This window comes from Roseburia sp. CLA-AA-H209, assembly GCF_020687575.1.
Lineage (GTDB): Bacteria > Bacillota > Clostridia > Lachnospirales > Lachnospiraceae > Roseburia_C > Roseburia_C amylophila.
The window spans coordinates 85,656-108,791 of record NZ_JAJEQU010000008.1 but is presented as its reverse complement, the minus strand read 5'-3'; the positions used below and the strand labels follow the sequence as shown (position 1 = coordinate 108,791).

Annotated in this window: 19 protein-coding genes; 6 read left to right on the top strand and 13 right to left on the bottom strand. The window is 40.4% G+C overall.

Annotation, left to right across the window (positions count from 1 at the left end; all coding sequences use genetic code 11):
- Positions 1-8: 8 nt before the first annotated feature.
- From rapZ to ftsH, 7 genes are read right to left on the bottom strand one after another with little or no spacing between them, the layout of a single operon-like run.
- On the bottom strand, positions 9-881 hold the full coding sequence (rapZ, locus tag LKD41_RS09415) for an RNase adapter RapZ (protein ID WP_118057105.1): 873 nt from the start codon (positions 879-881) through the stop codon (positions 9-11).
- Positions 878-1,789, bottom strand: a complete 912-nt coding sequence (murB, locus tag LKD41_RS09410) for a UDP-N-acetylmuramate dehydrogenase (RefSeq protein ID WP_431978796.1) — start codon at positions 1,787-1,789, stop codon at positions 878-880. The genes rapZ and murB overlap by 4 nt, the downstream gene beginning before the upstream one ends.
- Before the next feature lie 27 nt (positions 1,790-1,816).
- The gene (locus LKD41_RS09405) at positions 1,817-3,208 is read right to left on the bottom strand and encodes an aminopeptidase (RefSeq protein ID WP_227701026.1); all 1,392 of its coding nucleotides are present in this window, start codon (positions 3,206-3,208) and stop codon (positions 1,817-1,819) included.
- 16 nt (positions 3,209-3,224) lie between these two features.
- A complete protein-coding gene (gene hprK / locus LKD41_RS09400; protein WP_227701025.1) occupies positions 3,225-4,166 on the bottom strand; it encodes an HPr(Ser) kinase/phosphatase in 942 nt (313 codons plus the stop codon).
- 45 nt (positions 4,167-4,211) lie between these two features.
- On the bottom strand, positions 4,212-5,507 hold the full coding sequence (locus LKD41_RS09395) for a methyl-accepting chemotaxis protein (protein ID WP_227701024.1): 1,296 nt from the start codon (positions 5,505-5,507) through the stop codon (positions 4,212-4,214).
- Positions 5,504-7,402, bottom strand: a complete 1,899-nt coding sequence (gene uvrC, locus LKD41_RS09390; RefSeq protein WP_227701023.1) for an excinuclease ABC subunit UvrC — start codon at positions 7,400-7,402, stop codon at positions 5,504-5,506. The genes LKD41_RS09395 and uvrC overlap by 4 nt, the downstream gene beginning before the upstream one ends.
- Positions 7,392-9,356: an ATP-dependent zinc metalloprotease FtsH gene (ftsH, locus tag LKD41_RS09385; RefSeq protein ID WP_117947729.1), complete on the bottom strand. Its 1,965-nt coding sequence runs from the start codon at positions 9,354-9,356 to the stop codon at positions 7,392-7,394. The genes uvrC and ftsH overlap by 11 nt, the downstream gene beginning before the upstream one ends.
- Before the next feature lie 251 nt (positions 9,357-9,607).
- Here ftsH and LKD41_RS09380 point away from each other — a divergent pair, with 251 nt between their 5' ends.
- Positions 9,608-11,218 (top strand): CTP synthase, encoded by a 1,611-nt coding sequence (locus LKD41_RS09380; protein ID WP_117842220.1) that lies wholly within the window; start codon positions 9,608-9,610, stop codon positions 11,216-11,218.
- 99 nt (positions 11,219-11,317) lie between these two features.
- On the opposite strand, the gene LKD41_RS09375 is transcribed toward LKD41_RS09380, so the two are convergent.
- Together LKD41_RS09375 and LKD41_RS09370 are read right to left on the bottom strand one after the other, a co-directional pair.
- Complete coding sequence (locus LKD41_RS09375) at positions 11,318-11,722, bottom strand: hypothetical protein (protein WP_022243589.1); 405 nt, start codon at positions 11,720-11,722, stop codon at positions 11,318-11,320.
- 15 nt (positions 11,723-11,737) lie between these two features.
- Positions 11,738-12,724: a helix-turn-helix transcriptional regulator gene (locus LKD41_RS09370; RefSeq protein ID WP_227701022.1), complete on the bottom strand. Its 987-nt coding sequence runs from the start codon at positions 12,722-12,724 to the stop codon at positions 11,738-11,740.
- Between the two features lie 249 nt (positions 12,725-12,973).
- Here LKD41_RS09370 and LKD41_RS09365 point away from each other — a divergent pair, with 249 nt between their 5' ends.
- The 5 genes from LKD41_RS09365 (at position 12,974) to LKD41_RS09345 (ending at position 17,559) form a co-directional block, all read left to right on the top strand.
- Entirely contained in the window at positions 12,974-14,422 is a 1,449-nt protein-coding gene (locus LKD41_RS09365; protein WP_227701021.1) for an NAD(P)/FAD-dependent oxidoreductase, read from the top strand.
- Positions 14,419-15,732: an NAD(P)/FAD-dependent oxidoreductase gene (locus LKD41_RS09360; RefSeq protein ID WP_227701020.1), complete on the top strand. Its 1,314-nt coding sequence runs from the start codon at positions 14,419-14,421 to the stop codon at positions 15,730-15,732. Before LKD41_RS09365 ends, LKD41_RS09360 begins: the two co-directional genes overlap by 4 nt.
- A 4-nt stretch (positions 15,733-15,736) precedes the next feature.
- Complete coding sequence (locus tag LKD41_RS09355) at positions 15,737-16,105, top strand: DUF1667 domain-containing protein (RefSeq protein WP_227701019.1); 369 nt, start codon at positions 15,737-15,739, stop codon at positions 16,103-16,105.
- A 248-nt stretch (positions 16,106-16,353) separates the two neighbouring features.
- Entirely contained in the window at positions 16,354-16,920 is a 567-nt protein-coding gene (locus LKD41_RS09350) for a glycerol-3-phosphate responsive antiterminator (protein WP_118541974.1), read from the top strand.
- A gap of 57 nt (positions 16,921-16,977) precedes the next feature.
- Entirely contained in the window at positions 16,978-17,559 is a 582-nt protein-coding gene (locus LKD41_RS09345) for a sugar O-acetyltransferase (RefSeq protein ID WP_117696640.1), read from the top strand.
- Between the two features lie 50 nt (positions 17,560-17,609).
- Here the strand turns inward: LKD41_RS09345 and LKD41_RS09340 are convergent, their stop codons facing one another.
- The 4 genes from LKD41_RS09340 to LKD41_RS09325 all read right to left on the bottom strand — a co-directional run bounded on the left by LKD41_RS09340 (position 17,610) and on the right by LKD41_RS09325 (position 23,018).
- Positions 17,610-19,373 carry a glycoside hydrolase family 13 protein gene (locus LKD41_RS09340; RefSeq protein ID WP_227701018.1) on the bottom strand — a complete coding sequence of 588 codons (1,764 nt, stop codon included), beginning with the start codon at positions 19,371-19,373 and terminating at the stop codon, positions 17,610-17,612.
- A 594-nt stretch (positions 19,374-19,967) separates the two neighbouring features.
- Positions 19,968-20,924: a reverse transcriptase domain-containing protein gene (locus tag LKD41_RS09335; RefSeq protein ID WP_227701017.1), complete on the bottom strand. Its 957-nt coding sequence runs from the start codon at positions 20,922-20,924 to the stop codon at positions 19,968-19,970.
- A gap of 10 nt (positions 20,925-20,934) precedes the next feature.
- The gene (locus LKD41_RS09330) at positions 20,935-22,026 is read right to left on the bottom strand and encodes a hypothetical protein (protein WP_227701016.1); all 1,092 of its coding nucleotides are present in this window, start codon (positions 22,024-22,026) and stop codon (positions 20,935-20,937) included.
- A gap of 236 nt (positions 22,027-22,262) precedes the next feature.
- Positions 22,263-23,018 (bottom strand): hypothetical protein, encoded by a 756-nt coding sequence (locus tag LKD41_RS09325; RefSeq protein ID WP_227701015.1) that lies wholly within the window; start codon positions 23,016-23,018, stop codon positions 22,263-22,265.
- Positions 23,019-23,136: the final 118 nt, after the last annotated feature.

The following is a 23,136-nucleotide window of genomic DNA, read 5'->3' as shown; positions in this document are numbered from 1 at the left end:
ATCTCCATCTAGTGCCGCATCGTATCCTTTTCAATGTCACGATGCTCTATCTTAATTCCAAACTGTTTCTGTTTCTCCAACCGTTTAAACAATTCATTGGCAAGGGTTACGGAACGATGCTTGCCTCCGGTACAGCCAATGGCAATTACCAGCTGGCTCTTCCCCTCTGTTATGTAATTCGGTATCAGAAATTTTATCATATCTTCTAATTTATCCAGAAATACGTGGGCTTCCTTATATTGCATCACAAAATCCTGAATTTCTTTATCATTACCATTCTTTTGGCGTAAGCCTTCCACATAATAGGGATTTGGCAGAAAACGTACATCAAACACCAGATCTGCATCTGCCGGAATTCCATACTTGAATCCAAAGGATAAAATTGTGATAAATAAATTCTTAAATTCCTGATTCTCTACAAATATTTTATTTAATTCTGTTTTTAATTCTCTGGTCAGAAGATGACTGGTATCTATAATGTAATTTGCCTGTTTCTTTAAGAATTCCAATCTTCTTCTTTCTTCTTCGATGCCTTTATCGACACGATCGCTTCCTGCCAGTGGATGACTTCTTCTGGTTTCTTTATAACGTTTTACCAGCACACCATCCTCTGCATCCAAAAACAGTACATCAAATTCTTTTCCTTCACCTCTCAGGTGGTCAAGAATATCCTGCAAATCTTCCAATGCCTGTCCGCTTCGGATATCCACACCCACAGCAACCTTCTGAAGCTCGGTATTTCTTAAATCTGCCAACTCTATAAACTTTTCAATCAGCGGAATCGGTAGATTATCGACACAATAAAATCCGATATCCTCCATCATCTTAAGTGCTGTACTCTTTCCAGCCCCGGACATTCCTGTCAGAATTACCAGTTTCATGAAAATTCTCCTAACCTTCTTACTTCCGGCTCCAGTCTTACCTGAAACTCCTGTTCTACTTTTTCCTGCACCCTGCGCATCAGCTCTTCCACTTCTGCTGCAGTTGCCTGCCCACGGTTTATAACAAAGCCACAATGTTTCTCGGATACCTGGGCATCTCCCACACGATAGCCTCTTAACCCGGCATCCATAATCAGCTTTCCGGCAAAATAGCCTTCCGGCCGCTTAAAGGTACTTCCTGCACTTGGGAATTCCAACGGCTGCTTCTCCTGCCGTTTCTGGCGGAGTTCCTGCATGACAGCTTCAATTTTCTCTTTTTCTCCGGATACTAATTTTAACGTTACACCCAGCACTACTTCCCCGGTCTCCATGACACGGCTGTGTCTGTAACTTAAGGAAATCTCTTCTACCGGAACTTCTACCACTTCACCATCTTTGGTCAAAAGATCCGCAGATACTAAAATATCCTTCATCTCTCCGCCATAAGCACCGGCGTTCATCACAACTGCACCTCCGATGCTTCCCGGAATTCCTGCTGCAAATTCCATGCCGCCTAAGGATGCTTCCAGTGCCTTGTGTGCAACCTTCGAAAGCAATGCTCCCGCTTCAGCACGGATCATATTTTCCTTTACTTCAATGGAAGAAGCATTTGCGCCAAATTCAATGACCACTCCGGGAATTCCCTTATCGCCCACCAGAAGATTGCTTCCGTTTCCAATAATCGTATACGGAATCTTCTTTGCTCTGCACAATGTGATGACATCCACTGCCTCTTTGATGGTCGGCATCAGAAAAATCTCTGCCATACCCCCAATCCGGAATGTGGTATGACGGCTCATCGGCTCCTGCAAGCGTATTCTGTTTTCATCTACAATTGTTTTAATGGCTTCTATCCAGTCTTCTCTCACCATTTGCTTCTCCCATTTTATATTTCTCTATGAAGCCAAAAATGCTACATAACCTTTATATGCTTCATATAAATCTGCTTTACTGATAATTTCCCATGGTGCATGCATATTTAAAACTGCCACACCACTGTCAATTACCTGCATTCCATAATTTGCCAGAATATACGCGATGGTTCCGCCGCCACCCTGGTCTACTTTACCTAATTCTGCAGTCTGATAAAATACATTACCATCGTCCATCACTGCACGCAATTTTCCAACATATTCTGCACTGGCATCATTAGAACCTGACTTTCCTCTGGAACCGGTATATTTATTAAATACCATTCCTTTTCCAAAATATGCTGCATTTTTCTTATCCATAACGGACGGATAATTGGGGTCAAATGCCGCACTGACATCAGAGGATAATACATGGGAATTCTGCAATGCACGACGCAGTGCAAGTTCTGTATACTGTCCTGCTGCTGCCATCACTTCTGCTGTCATATTTTCAAAAAATCTCGACTGCATCCCGGTTGCTCCCACGCTGCCGATTTCTTCTTTATCTACTAGGAGACATACACTGGTATATTCCGGTGTTTCGTTTTTTGCCAGCATTGCCTCAAAGGATGGATACGCACAGACTCTGTCATCATGTCCGTACCCCATAATCATGCTCCGGTCAAATCCATAATCTCTTGCTTCTCCGGCTGGTACTACTTCAATCTCTGCGGACAGGAAATCTTCTTCCTCAATTCCATATTCCGCTTTTAAGATTCCAAGGATATTTTCTTTTACCGTATCCTTGGCATTTTCTTTTTCTTCACCTGCAAGCGGAATACTTCCAATCAGAAGGTCTAAGTTTTCTCCTTCAATAACCTTTGCTGCTTTCTTTTCCATCTGCTCACCGGCAAGATGAATCAGTAAATCACTGACACCAAATACCGGGTCTCCCGGCTTATCTCCAATATTTACCTCTACTACACTTCCGTCTTTCTTTGCCACTACACCATGCAATGCCAGCGGAAGTGTTACCCACTGGTATTTCTTCACACCACCATAATAATGGGTATCTAACATAGCAAGCCCGGTATCTTCATAGAATGGATTCTGTTTTAAATCCATTCTCGGAGAATCCACATGTGCGCCGAGAATCCGCATGCCCTCTTCCATTGGTTTCTTTCCTACAATGAACATAGCAAGTGCTTTTCCATTATTATCTGCATACACTCTTGCACTGGATTCCAGTTTTATTCCTTCTGCAATCACTTTCTTTATATCAAGATATCCTGCTGTCTCTGCCCGCTCTACCAAAGTGCGTACACATTCTCTTTCTGTCTTACATGCTGATATAAATTTACGATACTCTTCTGCAAATTCAAAAACTTTCTTCTTCTCTTCTTCACTGTAATGATTCCATGCTACTTCTCGTTCCATATGAATGAATCTCCTTTTACTCTTCTTCCTCGTCGTCCTTCTTGTTCAGATTTGCCTGTACACGACGATACAATTCCTGAGCTGCATTGTAACCCATCTTCTTCTGTCTGTGGTTAACGGCTGCAGCCTCGCAGATAACTGCCAGATTTCGGCCTGGACGGATTGGAAGGGAATGACATACTACTTTATTTCCAAGTAACTCTGTATATTCTTCCTCAAGACCAAGGCGGTCATACTCATTATCTTTCTTCCAGTCTTCCAGTTTAATTACGAGATCGATATTCTGTTTCTCTTTTACACACTCAACACCGAACAAAGTCTTTACATCAATGATTCCGATACCTCTTAACTCAATGAAGTATCTGGTGATATCCGGTGATGTGCCGGTTAAGGTATGCTCATTGATTTTACGGATTTCTACCACATCATCTGTTACCAGACGATGTCCTCGCTTAATCAGTTCCAGTGCTGCTTCACTCTTACCGATTCCGCTTTCACCGGTAATCAGAAGTCCCTCACCGTAAACGTCTACCAGCACACCATGGATGGTAATACACGGAGCAAGCTCTTCACTTAAAAGATAAATCAGCTCCGCCATGAATTCTGATGTGCTTCTGCCTGTTCCGAATACCGGCACATTATTTTCCTTTGCCCTCTGTAAGAACAGGTCATCCGGCTGTAAATCCCTGCAGAAAATAACACATGGTATATCATATTTTAAGAACCGGCTGTAAATGCTGTCCTTTTCTGAAACATTCAAATGCTGCAGGTATGTATATTCTACCATACCGATAATCTGTACACGGGACTGCTCGAAATGTTCAAAATATCCGCTCAGCTGTAATGCCGGACGGTTTACATCCGCAAGTCTGATGCGGTGTCCCTTTAATTCCATATCCTCAATATATTTCTTTAACTGCAGTTTTTTTACGATTTTCTCAATTCCTACACCTTCCATGGCATGACTCCTTCCTTATCTTCGCCCCTGTATTTTTATAATTCTTTACTGTTCTAATAATTTGAAACGATCTACCAGTTCATCTAAAGAAGTTGCCTCTGCAGACAATTCTTCACTGGTTGCTGATGCCTCCTGGGATGCTGCAGAATTGGTCTGAATAACATCATCAATCTGTTTTACACCATCTTCAATTTCTTTTACTGACACTGCCTGGCGGTCAGAAGCAATTCTGATATTAGCAACTTCTGTAATAATAGTATCCAGTTCTGTAATAACCTTATTTAATGATTCCGATGTCTGCTGTGTTACTTCATTTCCATGTTCTACTTCTACCTGGTTTGTCTCCAGTAAATGCTTGGATGTCTCTGCAGATTCTGCACTGCTTTCAGCCAGCATACGAATCTGCTCCGCAACAACTGCAAATCCCTTTCCTGCTTCTCCAGCTCTTGCCGCCTCAATGGATGCATTCAGGGAAAGAAGGTTAGTCTGGCTTGCAATACCATCAATTTCAGTAATAACTCTTTCCAGCTCTTTGGATGTTGTCGAGATACGTTCCATTGCCTCCATAAGTTCCCGCATCTTGTTCTGGCTGACATTTGCTTCCATTCCTACGCTCTTTGCACGGTCATGTACAATATCTGTTGACTTGCTGTTTGCAACAACCTGCTCTGTAACCTTTGAAACATTCTCCACCAGATTATCTACTGCAATAGACTGGTCTGTTGCACCCTTTGCCAGATCCTGGGAGCTGATTGCAAGCTGTTCAGAACCGGCGGCTACCTGATTAGAAGATTCCTTAATCAGACATAATGTACTGCTTACGTTCTGGATGGTGCTTACCAGTTCTTCCATCACTGTTTCAAATTCTCCCACATATGCTTCTTTGCATGAAGAATGTACGGTATAATTACCCTGTGCAAATTCTTTTAAAATATTCTGTAAATCGCCAACAATTTTCTGTAAAGTATCTTCCATATTACGGAACTGGTTTGCCAGTTCTCCGATTTCATCTTCTGACTGATAAGTTACTTTCTCATGTAATTCTCCATGGGAAAGATGCTCTGCTACATCTTTTAATTCCCGGATTGGTTTTACAATATAATAAATTAACCACTTGGATTCCCGGCCGGTTAAAGTAACACTTACTACTACGATTGTCAGCATAATCACAATGCAGATAACCAGAACCGGAATACGGAACGCATCCGGCACCACTGACAGCAGAATCAATCCCAGGCAGGCTAACGCTACTGTTGTAAAATACAGCCTGAATATCATGTTAAATGCATCATTAACTTTTTTCTTGATACTTTTGTTTTTGAATTTTTCTTCTTTGGTCATAGTAATTCTCCTTTTTCTTTTTCTTTTTCCTCTCCCCTGTGGAAAAAGCGGAATACTTCTTCCGCTGCTTTTTCGTTCATCGCTTCTGTCCCAGACAATTCTTCTATGGATGCACTGCGAATTGCGTCTAAGGACTGGAACCTTCGCATCAGCGCCTTTCTTCGTGCCGGCCCGATTCCCGGGATATCATCCAGCACAGAATGCACCTGTTCCTTACTTCGTAAAGAACGATGATATTCTATAGCAAACCGATGTGCTTCATCCTGTATTCTTGTAATCAGATGAAATCCTTCACCGGAAGTGTCTATCGGTATCTCTATATTCTGATAATATAATCCTCTCGTCCTGTGATGATCATCTTTTACCATTCCACAGACCGGTATGGAAAGATGCAGTTCATCCAGCACCTGAAGAGCAATATTTACCTGACCTCTTCCACCATCCATCATAATCAAATCCGGGAATTTTGTAAATCCCCCATATTGGTCATCCAGCCCTTTTTTTTGTAAAATTTTCCTTTCTTCCTGTCCATGGGTAAATCTGCGGGTCAGAACCTCGTGCATGGATGCATAATCATCCGGTCCCGTAATAGTTCTTAACTTAAATTTCCGGTAATCACTGCGCTGTGGTTTTCCCTTTTCATAAACCACCATGGAACCTACCGTTTCAAATCCATTGATATTGGAAATATCATAGGCTTCCACGCGTTCTAACTTTTCTAAATCCAGCCAGGATGCAATTTCTTTCATTGCACCGATTGTCCTGCCTTCTTCACGCTTTAGTTTTTCCCTGTCCTGGGACAATACCAGTGCGGCATTTTTCTCTGCCAGCTCTACCAGTTTTTCCTTCATTCCTTTCTGTGGTACCCGGAGTACTACCTTCTGACCACGCTTCTTAGTCAGCCAGTCTTCAATAACTGCTGCATCCTCAACTGCATATTGCAGCATGATTTCCTTTGGGATATATGGTGTTCCGGAATAGAACTGCTTTAAAAATGTTGCCAGTATCTGTTCCTTACTGTCTTCATTGGCAATAGTTACATAAAAGTGTTCTCTTCCTATAAGCCTGCCACTCCGGATAAAGAATACCTGAACTACCGCATCCCGGTCATCGGCTGCAAGAGCTATTATATCTTTATCCTCTCCGTCGGAACTGGTGATTTTCTGCTTCTGTGCCACCTGTTTTACACTGTTTAAAAGTTCCCGGTACTCAATTGCCCGCTCAAAATCCATATTTTCCGATGCCTGCATCATCCGCTCTTCTAATTCTTTTAAAACCGGCTGATAATTGCCATTTAAGAAATCTACTGCCTGATTGATTTTCTCCCGGTACTCCTCTTTGGAAATATACCCCTGACAGGGTGCCTGACACTGATGAATATGGTAATTAAGGCACGGACGTTCTTTTCCAATATCTCTTGGCAATACCCGGTTGCAGGTTCTTAAATGATAAATTTTTTTCAACAAATCTATCGTATCTTTCACCGCACCGGCACTGGTATATGGACCAAAATATCTGGATTTGTCTTTTTTCAGCTGACGGCAAAAGAGAACCCTGGGGAATTCTTCCCCCAGAGTCACCTTTATATAGGGATAAGTCTTATCATCCCGGAGCATGGTATTATACTTCGGTCTGTACTCTTTTATTAAATTGCATTCTAATACCAGTGCTTCTAATTCCGAATCAGTGATAATATATTCAAACCGGGTAATCTTCTTTACCATCTGGTCTTTCTTGATTCCTTCGTCATGACACGCCTGAAAATACTGACGTACCCGGTTCCGAAGGCTTACTGCCTTACCTACATAAATAATGGCATCACTGGCATCATGCATGATATAGACCCCCGGCTGATCCGGAAGCTTCTTTAATTCTTCTTTAATATTAAACGTCATTCCCGTTCTCTTCTTTTTGGTCCTCTTCTTCCTTCTTTTCCTCATCCGGATCCGGCAGCCCTTTTAACTCACGGAATATCTTCATAAATTCTTTACCCGTAATGGTTTCATGTTCATATAAATAATCCGCAATATGGTCTAATACCTCGCGATTCTCTTCTAAGAGCTGATATGCCTCCTGATAGCAGTTATGAATCATGGTACGGACTTCTTCATCAATCTGTGCCGCTGTCTCATCGCCGCAATTCAAATGTGCTGCACCATCCAGATATGCATTATCTACAGAAGCCAAACTCATCATGCCAAATTTATCTGACATACCAAACTGTGTAATCATTGCCCTTGCAATCTTGGTCGCATTTTCAATATCATTTGCTGCTCCACTGGTTGCAGAATGGAATACCAGTTCCTCTGCTGCACGGCCTGCCATATAAGTCGTTATCTTGGCAATTAATTCATCCTTGGTCTCAAGAAATTTCTCTTCTTCCGGTGTCTGCAAGGTGTATCCCAATGCCCCCATGGTTCTTGGTACGATAGTAATTTTCTGTACCGGTTCTGTATTCTTCTGTAATGCAGTAACCATTGCATGACCTACTTCATGATAAGAAACAATCTTCTTCTCATGATTACTCATGGCACGGTCTTTCTTCTCTTTTCCACCAACTGCCACGATTTCAAAGGCTTCAAACAAATCACTCTGATTTACAAATTTACGGTTATGTTTTACTGCATTAATAGCCGCTTCATTAATCATATTTGCAAGATCGGAGCCAACCAGTCCAGCACTTGCCAGAGCAATTGCTTCCAAATCTACGGATTCATCCATATGCACATCTTTGGAGTGTACCTTCAGCGTCTCAAGACGACCCTTCAAATCCGGTTTGTCTACAATAATTCTACGGTCAAACCGGCCCGGGCGAAGTAACGCTTTATCCAGTACTTCCGGACGGTTTGTTGCTGCCAGAACTAAAAGCCCCTTTGAAGTATCAAATCCATCCATCTCTGCCAGCAGCTGGTTTAAGGTCTGCTCACGCTCATCATTTCCACCGCCGAATCTGCTGTCACGGCTCTTGCCGATGGCATCAATCTCATCAATAAATATGATACATGGTGCCTGTTTCTGGGCATCCTTAAACAAATCTCTTACCCGGGATGCACCGACACCTACAAACATCTCTACAAAGTCAGAACCGGCCAGTGAGAAGAACGGAACATTTGCTTCTCCGGCAACTGCCTTGGCAAGCAGCGTTTTACCGGTTCCAGGAGGTCCTACAAGCAATGCTCCCTTCGGAAGTTTTGCTCCGATTTCACGGTATTTTTTCGGATTATGCAGGAAATCTACCACTTCCTGTAAAGATTCTTTTGCTTCATCCTGTCCGGCAACATCCTTAAAGGTTACACCGGTTGTCTTTTCTACATATACTTTGGCATTGCTCTTGCCGACTCCCATCATTCCGCCACCGGCCTTCTTCATGACTGCGCCAAAAATAATCCAGATAATAATCAAAGGCAATACAATACTTAAAATATTAAATACCCATGTCGATGTATTATTCGGAATATATCCGTCAATTTCTACCTTGTGTTTATTTAAGAGATCTAATAAATTTTCATCTTTAATAAATCCGGTATAATAGGTCATCTTTACCAACGTCTTATCATCTGACTTTGGTGTGATATTATACTGGTTTGCACCTACTTCGACCTTTTCTACCTTGTCATCCTTTACCATCTGGACAAATTCCGTATAGGTAATCCGCTGGGAAGTCATATCTGCACTGCAACGGTTTAAAAGACTCATAAAGAACAGCGTCACAAGAGTAATGATAACAAATGCCAGTATCATCTGGCCATTACCGCCCTTTTTATCGCCGTTCTGATTATTATTCCCATTATTCTGGTTATTATTTCCACCATTCTGATTATTATTTCCATTATTAAACAGGTTATCCATTGTATCCTCCGTATATGATTCTCGAAACTCTCCCAAAATATAGTTCTTATTATATGTAATCTGCCCGGATAAATCAATAATAACTCTGTTAAGTTTTCCTTTCTTTTCTAAATATTTTATAAATTTTTGTGGATTTATTTTTACTGTCGTTGTATAATAGACTAAGTTTGAGAAAAAATGAGACCGACGGCGCATTCACTGTCGGTCTATCTAAGTTTTAACCATATACACACATTTAAGGAGGAACTACCATGCCTGTAAAATACGTCTTTGTCACCGGTGGAGTTGTTTCCGGTCTCGGAAAAGGCATTACTGCTGCATCACTTGGCCGTCTGTTAAAAGCCAGAGGCTACAAGGTTACTATGCAGAAATTTGACCCGTATATCAATATTGACCCGGGTACCATGAATCCAATCCAGCACGGTGAAGTTTTCGTTACCGATGATGGAGCAGAAACCGACCTGGATTTAGGCCATTATGAACGTTTCATTGATGAAAGTCTTACCAAGAATTCTAACGTTACTACCGGAAAGGTTTACTGGTCTGTACTTCAGAAAGAACGCCGTGGAGACTTTGGTGGAGGTACTGTTCAGGTAATTCCACATATTACCAATGAAATCAAGAGCCGATTCTACCGTAACTTTACTTCCAATGATACCCATATTGCCATCATTGAAGTAGGTGGTACTGTTGGAGATATTGAAAGCCAGCCTTTCTTAGAGTCCATCAGACAGTTCCAGCATGAAGTCGGACATGAAAATGCAATTCTGATTCATGTAACACTGATTCCTTATATCAAGGCATCCGGTGAATTAAAGACCAAACCGACACAGTCCAGTGTAAAGGAATTACAGGGAATGGGTATCCAGCCGGATATTATCGTATGCCGTTCCGAGCATCCTTTAGACCAGGGCTTAAAAGATAAAATTGCTTTATTCTGTAATGTGCCAAATGACCATGTGCTGCAGAATCTGGACGTAGAATATCTCTACGAAGCACCACTTGCCATGGAAAAAGAAAATCTGGCAAAGGTTGCCTGTGATTCTCTTCATCTTCCATGTCCGGAGCCGGATTTAAAAGACTGGACCGATATGGTTGAAGCATTACGCAATCCGATTCAGGAAGTAAATATCTCCTTAGTCGGAAAATATACACAGCTTCATGATGCTTATATCTCTGTTGTAGAAGCATTAAAACATGGTGGAATTGCCGAGCGTGCAACCGTTAATTTAAACTGGGTAGATTCCGAATTATTAAATGATGAAAACGCAGAAGAAATTCTTGGTAATTCTGACGGAATTATTGTACCGGGTGGTTTCGGTGACCGTGGTGTAGAAGGAATGATTACTGCTGCAAAATATGCAAGAGAACATAAAATTCCATACCTTGGTCTCTGTCTTGGTATGCAGGTTGCTATCATTGAATATGCAAGACACGTCTGCAAACTCAATGACGCGCACAGCATCGAATTGGACCCGAATACCACACATCCTGTTATTGCTCTGATGCCGGATCAGGATGGCATTGAAGACATCGGTGGAACCTTACGTCTCGGTTCTTACCCATGTGTTCTGGATACTGCTTCCCTTGCTTATCAGGTTTACGGAGAAGAAACCATCCACGAAAGACATCGTCACAGATACGAAGTGAACAATGATTACCGTAACATTCTTACTGAAAACGGTATGAAGCTGTGTGGTCTTTCTCCGGATGGACGTATCGTAGAAATGGTAGAAATTCCTGGACACCCTTGGTTCGTTGCAACCCAGGCCCATCCAGAATTAAAATCCAGGCCAAACCGTCCACATCCTTTATTCAAAGGCTTTATTAAAGCAGCAACTGAAATCAGAAAGCAGAAATAGACTTTATTTTAAAAACAGCCTGTGATTTTCATGATACATCATGAAAATCACAGGCTGTTTCTGTTTTACAAATATAACCAAAAATCAAAGCAGTACTGCTTACTTTCTTTCTCCGTCTAAGAAACGCATCTCGCCCTCTTCCCCTTCTTCCGGTTTTGAGAAGCCAATCATTCTGGCCTTTTCTCCATTTAAAAGACGCAGGCACTGTGGACAAAGTGTTCCAAAGGAAACCGGCTGTCCGCACCGGGAACAATAATTCGACATAATACCTGCTTTATCCTTTTCTTTATATTCAATTCTTCCCTCTTTAATCCACTGCTTTACCATTCGTACCGGAATATCAAAATACTCTGCCACCTGATATTCATTTACATCATTGTTTCGTACAAATTCCCGCACTTTATCAAAAAGAAGCAGTTCCTCACAGGCATAACAGTATTCCCTGTCTGACAAAGGCGGCAATGCCTTTCTGCACATCTTACAATACTTAACTTCTGTCTCCATTCTTCCCATCACCTGCTAACTGTATTTATTCTGTATCTTCTGAAGATATGTCACATATTTTTCTCTCATCTCTGCCGGCTCGATAATCTCAACCTTTTCTCCAAGACCACAAAGCCAGCCGTAAAACTGTCCGCTGACTGCCACATGAAGTCTTGCTCTAAAATGCATATCATCTGCTTTTCTGACATTTACTTCCTGCCCAAACCGGTCAATCACCACACCAATCATATCATTTTCACAAAGCAGTGTCACCGTTTCTTCCTCACCGGCAAACATACCAAAAGTTTTCTTTGAATAAGATGCAATATCAAAGGTTTCAAACTGCTTAAGACCTTCCCGTTTCTTTCTGGTCAGTGAAATCTTAAGCATCTTATCCACGCGGAAATGCTTGATAATCTTATCTTCCTCATCATATGCTATAAGATAATAATTCTCATCATCCCAGGAAAGCACCAGCGGACTCACCTCGTAAAATGCTCCGTCCCGCCGAAGCTCCATTTCCTTTTCGATATTCCACGAAAAATACTGGAAACGGATTTTTACATCTCCGGAAATTCCGTTGTAAATCATATCAATGTTATAATAAATATTCTCATTAATGGTCTTATTCCGGTTGGTTACCACTACCTGACGCTGAAGCTGTTTTGCCTCATAGACGCTGACCAGCTTCTCCAACTTATGTATCAGCTCTCTTGATTTCTTCTGTGTAATGAACTTCGATGACTGCACCGCATCCACCAAAAGTTTCAATTCTGCCAGTTCAAAATCACGGCTTCCGATATAATATCCGCCTCGGTACTCCTGTTCCCTTAAAATATCCACACCAAAGTCCTGCAGCATCTCCAAATCCCGATAAATACTTTTGCGTTCTGCCGAAATACCTTTCTGATTCAGATATGCTATAATATCCCTCATCCTGACAGCATGCTTCTCATCCGTCTGTTCATACAGCAGTTCTAATATATATAATATTTTCAGTTTCTGATGCTCTGTTTTTCCCATAGTTCTAGTATAGCATAGGGCAAAACTTTGTGATACCTGTTTTTCAAATTTTCTGACATTTTCTCGTCACTCGCCTAAATTATGTTTTTCATTTTACTGTAAAAAAGGAATTGTCACCCATTCCAATTCATGTTATAATATGTATAAATAAAGATTGAATTACCAAGAGATGAGAGCAAGGTAAAGAAGAGCGAGAGTATCGCTTTTATTTATCTTGCTTTTTTTGTTGCCAGCAGAAAGGAGTTTTATATGTACGATATTGCAATTATTGGTGCCGGAGTCACCGGCTGTGCCATTGCCAGAGAGTTATCCCGCTATCAGGCAGGCATCTGTGTCATTGAACGGGAAGAGGATGTCTGCTGCGGAACCTCCAAAGCCAACAGTGCCATTATCCACGCCGGATTTGACGCAAAACCGGGCACACTGAAAGCAAAGCTTAATGTAGAAGGAAATGCCATGATGGATACTCTCTCTAAGGATCTGGACATTCCTTTTGTACGAAACGGTTCTCTGGTGGTCTGCACCGATGAACAGGATGCCAGCGAATTGGAACGTCTTTTGGAACAGGGGAAAGAAAACGGGGTCAAAGACTTACGCATTCTTGACCGCGAAGCCTTACACACCATGGAACCAAATTTAGACAATCATGTCACAAGTGCTCTCTACGCGCCCACAGGTGGTATTGTCTGTCCGTTTCATATGACAATTGCCTTCGCAGAAAATGCCGTTGCAAATGGCGTTGAATTCTTTTTAAATACTGCTGTAACTTCTATCACCAGCCTAGAAGATGGATACCTGATTTCCACTGATAAGCAGGATATCACCGCAAAAACTGTTATCAACGCTGCCGGTGTATATGCCGATGTTTTTCACAATATGGTAAGCAGCAAAAAACTTCACATTACCGCCCGGAAAGGTGAATACCAGCTTCTTGATAAATCTGCCGGAACTCATGTATCCCATACGATTTTCCAGCTACCGGGTAAAATGGGAAAAGGTGTCCTGGTTACTCCTACGGTTCACGGCAATCTTCTCGTTGGTCCGACCGCAGAGGATACCGATAACAAAGAAGGTATCAATACCACCAGAGAAGGACTTGCTTCTCTTTCCGAAAAAGCCTCTCACAGCGTTAAGAATCTTCCGATGCGTCAGGTCATTACTTCTTTTGCCGGACTTCGTGCCCATGAAGATAATGGCGACTTTATCATTGGCGAAGCAGCTGATGCTCCCGGCTTCTTTGATGCCACTGGTATCGAATCTCCAGGGCTCTCCTCTGCACCAGCCATTGGCGTCATGATGGCCAGACTGGTGCAGGATAAGATGCATTTAACCAAAAAAGAAAATTTCATTGCCACCCGCAAAGGAATTTTAAGACCAGAAGAGCTTTCCTTAGAAGAAAGAAATGAACTGATCAAAAAGCAGCCTGCCTATGGAAACATTATCTGCCGCTGTGAAATGATTTCAGAAGGAGAAATTCTCGATGCTATTCACCGCCCGCTGGGTGCCCGCTCTTTAGATGCCATCAAGCGTCGTACCAGAGCAGGCATGGGACGCTGTCAGGCAGGTTTTTGTTCCCCGCGTACCATGGAAATTCTTTCCAGAGAAGTTCCTATAGAAATGACGGACATCAGCAAATGTGGTGGCTCTTCACAGTTTGTCTATGGATATAACAAAGAGATTCAGGAGGAAATGCCATGAAATCACATGATTTAGTAATCGTTGGCGGCGGTCCTGCAGGACTTGCAGCCGCTGTATCCGCAAAAGAAAATGGAATAAATGATATTCTCATTATTGAACGTGACAAAGAACTGGGCGGCATCTTAAACCAGTGCATACACAACGGTTTTGGCCTTCATACCTTTAAGGAAGAGCTGACCGGGCCGGAATATGCTTCCCGCTTTATTGAAAAAGTACTCGCTCTTGGCATCTCTTACAAATTAAACACTATGGTAATGGATATCTCCCATAAGAAAAAAATAACTGCCATGAACCGGAAAGATGGCATGTTTGAGATTCAGGCAAAAGCAATTATCCTTGCCATGGGCTGCAGGGAACGGAGCCGTGGTGCCCTTAATATTCCGGGCTATCGTCCGGCAGGTATCTACTCCGCCGGAACGGCACAGCGTCTTGTCAATATGGAAGGCTATATGCCGGGCAGGGAAGTCGTTATCTTAGGCTCCGGTGATATCGGTCTGATTATGGCACGCCGCATGACCTTAGAGGGCGCCAAAGTAAAAGTCGTAGCAGAACTGATGCCTTATTCCGGTGGTCTCAAGCGTAATATTGTTCAATGTCTGAATGACTTTGATATTCCGTTGAAATTAAGCCATACCGTTATTGATATTGAAGGAAAAGAGCGTGTCACCGGTGTTACCATTGCAGAAGTCGGCTCCGATGGAAGGCCAATTGCCGGTACAGAAGAATATTATTCCTGCGATACGCTCCTTTTATCCTGTGGTCTGATTCCGGAAAATGAATTAAGCCGCGGTGCCGGTGTCACTTTAAATCCGGTCACCTCCGGTCCTGTTGTAAATGACAGCTTAGAAACCAGTATTTCCGGTGTTTTTGCCTGTGGAAATGTCCTGCATGTCCATGACCTGGTGGATTATGTTTCTGAAGAAGCCGGTATCGCCGGAGCGAATGCTGCACATTATATTTTATCCGGCAATACTGCTGATGCATGTAATACCAGCAGCCAGCATTCCAATGCATCCGTTTCCGAATGCAGCCAGCCATCTGTCGAAATTATTCCAACCGGTGGCGTCCGCTATACCGTTCCAAAATACATCCGGCCGGAGGCTATGGCAGACAAAGTTACTGTCCGGTTCCGTGTGGGACAAATTTATAAAAACTGCGGAATTGCTACTTACTTCGGCAAAGAACGTATCAGCTTCCGGAAACGTCCGGTTATGGCTCCGGGCGAAATGGAATCCGTTGTCCTTACCAAAGAACAGCTTACCAACTGCCCTGATTTAGAGCAGATTACCATTTGTATAGAGGAGGCGTAAGAGGATGGAAAAACGTGAATTAACCTGTATCGGCTGCCCTTTAGGCTGCTCCATTACCGTAACCATGGAAAATGCAGAAATTCTTGATGTTACCGGCAACACCTGCAAACGCGGCGATGCTTATGCCCATAAGGAAGTTACCCATCCAACCAGAATCGTAACTTCTACCGTCCGGGTATCCGGTGGCACGATTCCGATGGTGTCCTGCAAAACCAAAGAGGATATCCCAAAAGAAAAGATTTTTGCAATTATCAATGCTCTCTGTGGCGTCACTGTTCCTGCACCGGTTTCTATCGGAGATATTCTGGTTCAGGACGTTGCAGGTACCGGCGTGGATATTGTTGCCACAAAAAATGTTCCTGCAAAATTATAATCTCATTGTTATCAAATGATTCACATCATTCTGATAAATATTTATTCCAGGGGAATAACTGTTTTGGTGCGCCAGTATCTGATTGAGGGGTCGGATGCTGGCGTACTTGTTTTTACATGCGTTCCGTATGTTCATAAAATTCCGCAAATTTATATTTTTTATCCTATAGTTTTCCTTTATCATTTCCGGAAATGACGGTATAATATTTATAAATACGAAAATACGATGCGTAGAAAGGCGGTTTTACTATGCTTTCAAATTGTAAAGATGCTATGGATAATTCTCCGATTATTGCAGCCATCAAGGATATGGCAGGATTGAAAAAATGTCTCACCTGCGACAGTCAGGTTATTTTTATCCTGTTTGGAGACATCTGCAATATTGCAGATATTGTAGATAAGGTCAAAGCTGCAGGGAAAACGGCTATGGTACATATCGATTTAATCAATGGCCTGTCCGGAAAAGAGATTGCTGTGGATTTCATCCGCAAATACACCCACGCCGACGGAATTATCACTACAAAACCAGTCCTTATCAAACGAGCCAGGGAATTAGAGCTTTCCACGATTCTGCGATTCTTCGTCATTGATTCCATGGCTTATGACAGCATTGAAAAGCAGCTTCGTTCTGTAAAACCGGATTACATTGAAATCCTGCCGGCACTAATGCCTAAGGTTGTATCCCGCATATGCCGGCTTTCAAAAGTTCCGGTTATTACCGGCGGACTCATTTCCGATAAAGAAGATGTAGTTTCCATGCTGAATGCTGGAGCAGTCTGCATCTCATCTACGAATCCGGATGTGTGGTTTTTGTAATATGATTTTCAATTAATTTTATACAATTTCTATTTGTAACGAATCAGGAGGTTTCCTATGACAGAATCAGAAAAAATGAAGCTGGGACTTTGGTATGATGCCAATTATGACCAGGAATTATCAGAAGAACGTGAGAAAGCCGAAGATTTATATTTCACTTTCAACCATACTGCACCAAAGGAAAAGGAGCTGCGGGAAGATATTCTTAAAAAACTGCTTCCAAAAATGGGTGAACGTGTTACCATTCTCTCCCCATTTTATACCGATTATGGTTATAACTGTAACATTGGCTCTGATTGCTTTATCAATCACAATGCCTATCTGATGGACTGTGCTCCAATCACTCTTGGCAGCCACTGTTTTATCGGCCCAAACTGCGGCATGTATACAGCCGTTCATGCTACTATCGCCGAAGAACGCAATCTTGGGCTGGAAAAGGCGCTTCCGATTACTATTGGCGATAACGTCTGGATGGGCGGTGATGTCACCATTCTTCCAGGTATCACCATTGGTGGAAATACCATTATCGGTGCCGGAAGCGTCGTCACAAAGGATATTCCTTCCAATGTCGTTGCCGCCGGTAATCCATGCCGTGTTCTCCGCCCAATTACAGAGGCCGACCGCATTGCAAAGAAATAATGCATTTCATTATAATTACTTCTTTCTTCAAAATATTCTTCCTTTTTAATCTACTTTCTTATTCTTCTTATCAACACACCATTTGACAAAAGTGTGGAATCAATGTAGTGGCGGGCAAGCAGGATTTCTCCCTGCTGTTCCACTTCTACATCTTCTTCACAGCAGTTGATGATTACCTCCACATAACAATCCGGAAAATCCACTTTCCGGAACTGGATAACACGCTTGTACTTGGCATAATCATTTGGGAAATGGAAATTGCGGCTTTTTAAAAGAGGTTCCTGTCTGCGCAGATGAATCAATGTTGCAATAATTTTGCTGCGCTCAGCATATTTTCCAGCCTCAATATCCTTCCAAGGCATACAACGTCTGCAATCCGGATCATAGCTTCCCTCCATTGCAATTTCCGTTCCGTAATAAATGCAAGGACTGCCCGGCATTGCAAATAATACTGCAATCTGCGCAAAATACTCATCCAGATTTTTCACATCCGAGCGAAGCCGCTTTGTATCATGAGAATCCAGAAGATTGAAAAGCACATCATTGGTCTGCTGCATATAGCTTGTATAGCAGCGGTTAATCGTATACTCAAAATCCTCATTGGTCAGACTCTTATCAATCCAGAAATCCTTAATACTTTGTCCCAGTGGATAATTCATAACGGCATCAAATTCATCCCCGCGAAGCCACGGAAGTGCATTGTGCCAGATTTCTCCTAAAATATAAATGTCCGGGTTAATTTCCTTTACTCTGGCATGCAGTTCCTTACAGAATCGATGAGATACCTCATTTGCCACATCCAGACGGATTCCGTCAATACCATAATGCTCCACCCAGTTTGCACAGATGTCTACAAAATATTTTCTGACTTCCGGGTTATTGGTATTGATTTTCGGCATTCCATCATAAAAGGCAAAGGTATAAATCTGTTTTTTCTTTGCAGCCTTTCCATTCCGGTCAAAAGGCCATTCATTTATCATAAACCAGTCATAATATTCTGATTCCGGTCCTTTTTCAAGAACATCCTGCCACGGTGCAAAATAATATCCGCAATGATTAAACACGCCATCTAACATTACACGGATGCCACGTTTATGTGCTTCTTCCACCAGATGAATCAATGTCTCTTCATCTCCGAACCGTGGGTCTATCTTTGTATAATCCGTCGTATCATACTTATGGTTGGATGGTGACTCATTGATTGGTGTCAGGTATAATCCATTGATTCCAAGATTCTGCAGGTAATCCAGCTTACTTGTGATTCCAGCCAGATCTCCGCCAAAGCATTCCTCATTTTTCACTCTGCCATGCTCACGCCACGGCACTACATCCTCCGGGTCAATGGAATGGTCGCCGTTACAGAAACGGTCCGGGAAAATCTGATACCACACGGTATCGTTTACCCATGCAGGTGTACGCGGCACATCACACGGATTCATCCACGGAAATACAAAACACTGGCGGCTTCTGCCTTCCAGATGCATCTGCTCATCACTGACAAATCCATCCTCAAAATAGAACCAACTTTCATTTTCTGTCTGTAACTTAAAATAATATTTCAGACGTTTATACTCCGGTCGGACGGTCGTTGTCCACCAAATCTGATTTTTCAGACGCTTCTTATAAATGATTGCCTCTTCCGTTCCATCCCAATGCTCTCCACCGCCTAAGATACCGGCAGCAAATGGGTCTCCTAATATGATGGATACTGATTGCACATCATATCCTGTCTTAATATTAATAATTAACTCATCTTCATTCAGCGGATAACAATAATTGTCACTTGCCTGATGATAAACTGCATTAAAATCCATTTGTTTCCTCTTTCTTTCCATTCTATGATTCTTTTTATTCCGAAACAATTTTAGATAGGTATATTCTACCACAATTATCACAAAAAAACACCCCAGGACATAAGTCCTGGAGTGTAAAATACTTTTTCTGTAACGTTGTGATTCTGACTAACGTTTTGAGAACGAGAAAAGCCCTGAAATAAGGGATTTGTTGATAACAGTGTTGCATTTGTGTTGTATGCTGAGGACTGCTCCAAGCATTCCACGACTTCTCCAATATGTGAGATTGCTTGTACACTTTTGTCGTACAAATACTACAAGCATGAAATATGTGGTGAGCGTATTTACAAAACATCGCCACCCGAAAGGATCTACTTATGATTAAGATAATCTTTGCTATATATAACTCCGAAACCGACAGCGTTGAGGTTAGCCTTGATAAACAAATCCACATCTCTTTTAACTGTCAAAAATGTAACGCTTCTGTTCGTCTGGATGCTCCTTCTGATATTGCATATCTTACAAGGCTTGCCAGAGAAGAACCATGACTATATGCCAAACTGGCTGCCAAGGATGGTGGGTTGAAAGGGTATGTTGAGGCGATGGGGCGTTTAATTAATGGCTCCCCAAATCATCTATTTCGTTTTTATTCAACTCGTCATTGCCTAACGAACTAAGTAACTGTTTTAATGTTTCATAACCACGTTCCACAAGCAAGGATTTCATCTTATCTGAATAACCATTTTCCACACCGTTTTTTTCAATTGATAATACAAATGAATATAATCCTTTTATGTGTGCAATTTCATTATAGTCTTTTTCCTCCTTATCATATTGATTAATTGCAGACCAAAAAATATGATTTTTTAATTTTCTCCCCACACTTAAATGTCTATAATTATTTTTATCTTTTGTTATACTCACTCCAGTAATACGAACATGATTCGTTTTCTCAAGATTAATTATTTTAGTTTTTTTATGATTTATAGACAAATGAACTCTTTTTAATAAATTATCAATTTCACTCCTTATCAATTCTATTTTTTCCAAATAGTCTTCCTGGCTCTGAAACGAAATAACCATATCATCCGCATATCGTGTATATATCGGTCTTTTTATATCCATTTTTTTTAACTTTCCATATAACAATCCATCAAACTCTTTCAGATAAAGATTGGCTAACGCCGGTGATGTCACAAAACCTAATGGCAATCCTTTTTTTCCTACACTACATTTTTTAACTATATCATAACACTCTCTTCTACTAATCGAAGTATTTTTGTTAATTTCATGGTAAAGACATTCCGCTAAATAATTATGATTAATACTAGGAAAAAAATCTTTAATATCCATTTTTAAGAATATATCATTGTACATATGTGCATACGCATTTTTATAAATAGATGTTTTAGGTGCATAAGCTTTTGCAAATTTTGATACAATAACATGTTTATCTAAGTATTCAACTACTTTTTCATGATACTTCCTTAGTTCCCCACGTTCCTTATATGTGACAATTTTTCGAACTTTATTTTTTGTTTTTATATACTTAACAACTAATTCCTCGTCCATGTTAATCCTTTCACACTATCTGTGTATCAACAGCACAGCCTATGCACTCATCATATTTTTTGTAAAAGAAATGATTCATTCCCGTCTTGCATTGCACAATCTTTCTAGTAATCTCAACTTTACCACTTTCTTTATAATCTTCATCCTTTACAATTTGTATAAATTCTGCAGCTTGAAATAAATATAAACACATACCTATAACTCCAGATATATAAACTCCTCCAACATTCATTCTTGGAGTAATAGAACAAGAATATATTTCTTTACCAGTTTCCTCTACTATTGTATTTATAAACACTTGTTGCAAGTGTTTTTTCACAATGGCAATATACTCTTTCATTTGCTTATATCCTGCATTAAATATTCCATCTTCAAATTCATCAACATTAAAAATTGTTGCTATACATAGCATAATTATTCGAGGTAAAGCTGTGATTTCTAATCGACCATCAATCACCGAATAATGAATCATCCCTTCATTAACTTTATTAATATTTTTAGTAAATCGAATTTGATATTTCAAATCATCGCATTTGAGAAATTCCATAATATTTTTACCAAGATTTTCACCTATCATATCTTTATGAAAATATGTATGCCAATTCATAACCTCGTTAGAAATAATATTCTTCTCTACTCTTGGATAATATGTTATAATTTTTACGTCGCTCGCTTCACTTAAAAATGCAAGTTTTATAAACTGACCAATCTTATCTTCTTCTACCGCAATTTGATCCGGAACTAACAAACATGTTTTTTTAGCCATTTGTTCTTCACTTAAAAACAAACCAGTCTCTGCCCCTGTTGAAATACTTTCATGAATAATTATATTTTTATCTGATAAATAGTTTGTCAGCATCTCAACCTGATATAGATCCTTCATATAAATATCATCATATACGAGAAATCTGGACATATTCTTTTTGAAAATAAAATTGTCTTCTAAAATTATTGGCTTATAACAAGAATTACTCGTTTTAATAAAATTTCTAATTACATTTCGCTTGTCTTTCATACTATTTCTTCCGTACTTAGTTCCACACAAAAAAATATACCTATACTCATCTACAATTTGTTTTTCTCTAAATATGTATCGTTTCATTTTTTCTCCATAAAAAAAGGATCCTACTTAAATTTGGAAATAATTCTTTGCAAAAAGAAAATTTATTATGGGGTTCTTCTTATTGAGGCAAGGTTGCCGAAATAAGAAGGTTCATATAATAAATTTACTTTTAAACCAAACATCGACATCGTCGACCAAATTTAACCAAATTTATATTGCTTTAACCTCAAACGCTGAGGTGGCAAAAAGCCTTACTAGGATCCTAACTCATTCTATCATATTATTCCCGCTTTTTCAAATGAATCAAAATCACAAAAAATCTTTATTTTTGCATCTCTTTTTTCTTGTGTGTCATAATTTGAATAAATATCACCTTCCACATCAAATCCCACATTTTCCAAATATGCCTTTGCTCTTTCATCCATATAATAGTAATATTTCAATAATAAAATATATTTTGATGTTGTTTGTTTTAAAAAGTTGGGTTTATCTAACCAAAGCGACACAGACATCATATCTTTCGCCAAAATTAAATTAATCAATATTAATAAATCTTCAAATGTTATATCTATATCTTTTGGATTAGAAAGTATTTGCCCATCTACAATTTTCTTCATTCCCTTTAAAGCATATGATTCTTTTCCAATGACAATTTCATAAGATTCCCCTTCATCCATATATATTTTTTTTAACTCCTCTATTAATAAATCCATTGTACTACTTGCTTTTATTTGAAGAAGCATCATAAGAATATCTGCATCTGAAAAATACACTCTACACCCATTCTTCACATACAAATATTTTGTAAACTGTCCTTTTTTTATAATAAACTCCTTACACTCCCTTCCATACACTTCAACTTTTATTGGTATGTAAAGTGCAAAATTCTTATTATATGGACTAATCTTATTTTTAACTCTAACGTCGTCATATAGGCAATCCAAATTCTCAATAAAATTTGACATTTCTATTCCTCTCAACAATTTTTCATCTACATTCTTTACACTAAGATTGATTCCTAATATTTCCATTTCCCATATTCCTATATCCAAATTCACTAAGTGGCTTTTCCTTTCCACAATTCGGATATATACGCATCGGCTCACTTCCATTGTAACAACTTGTTTGGATAATTGGTTTTTTATCATT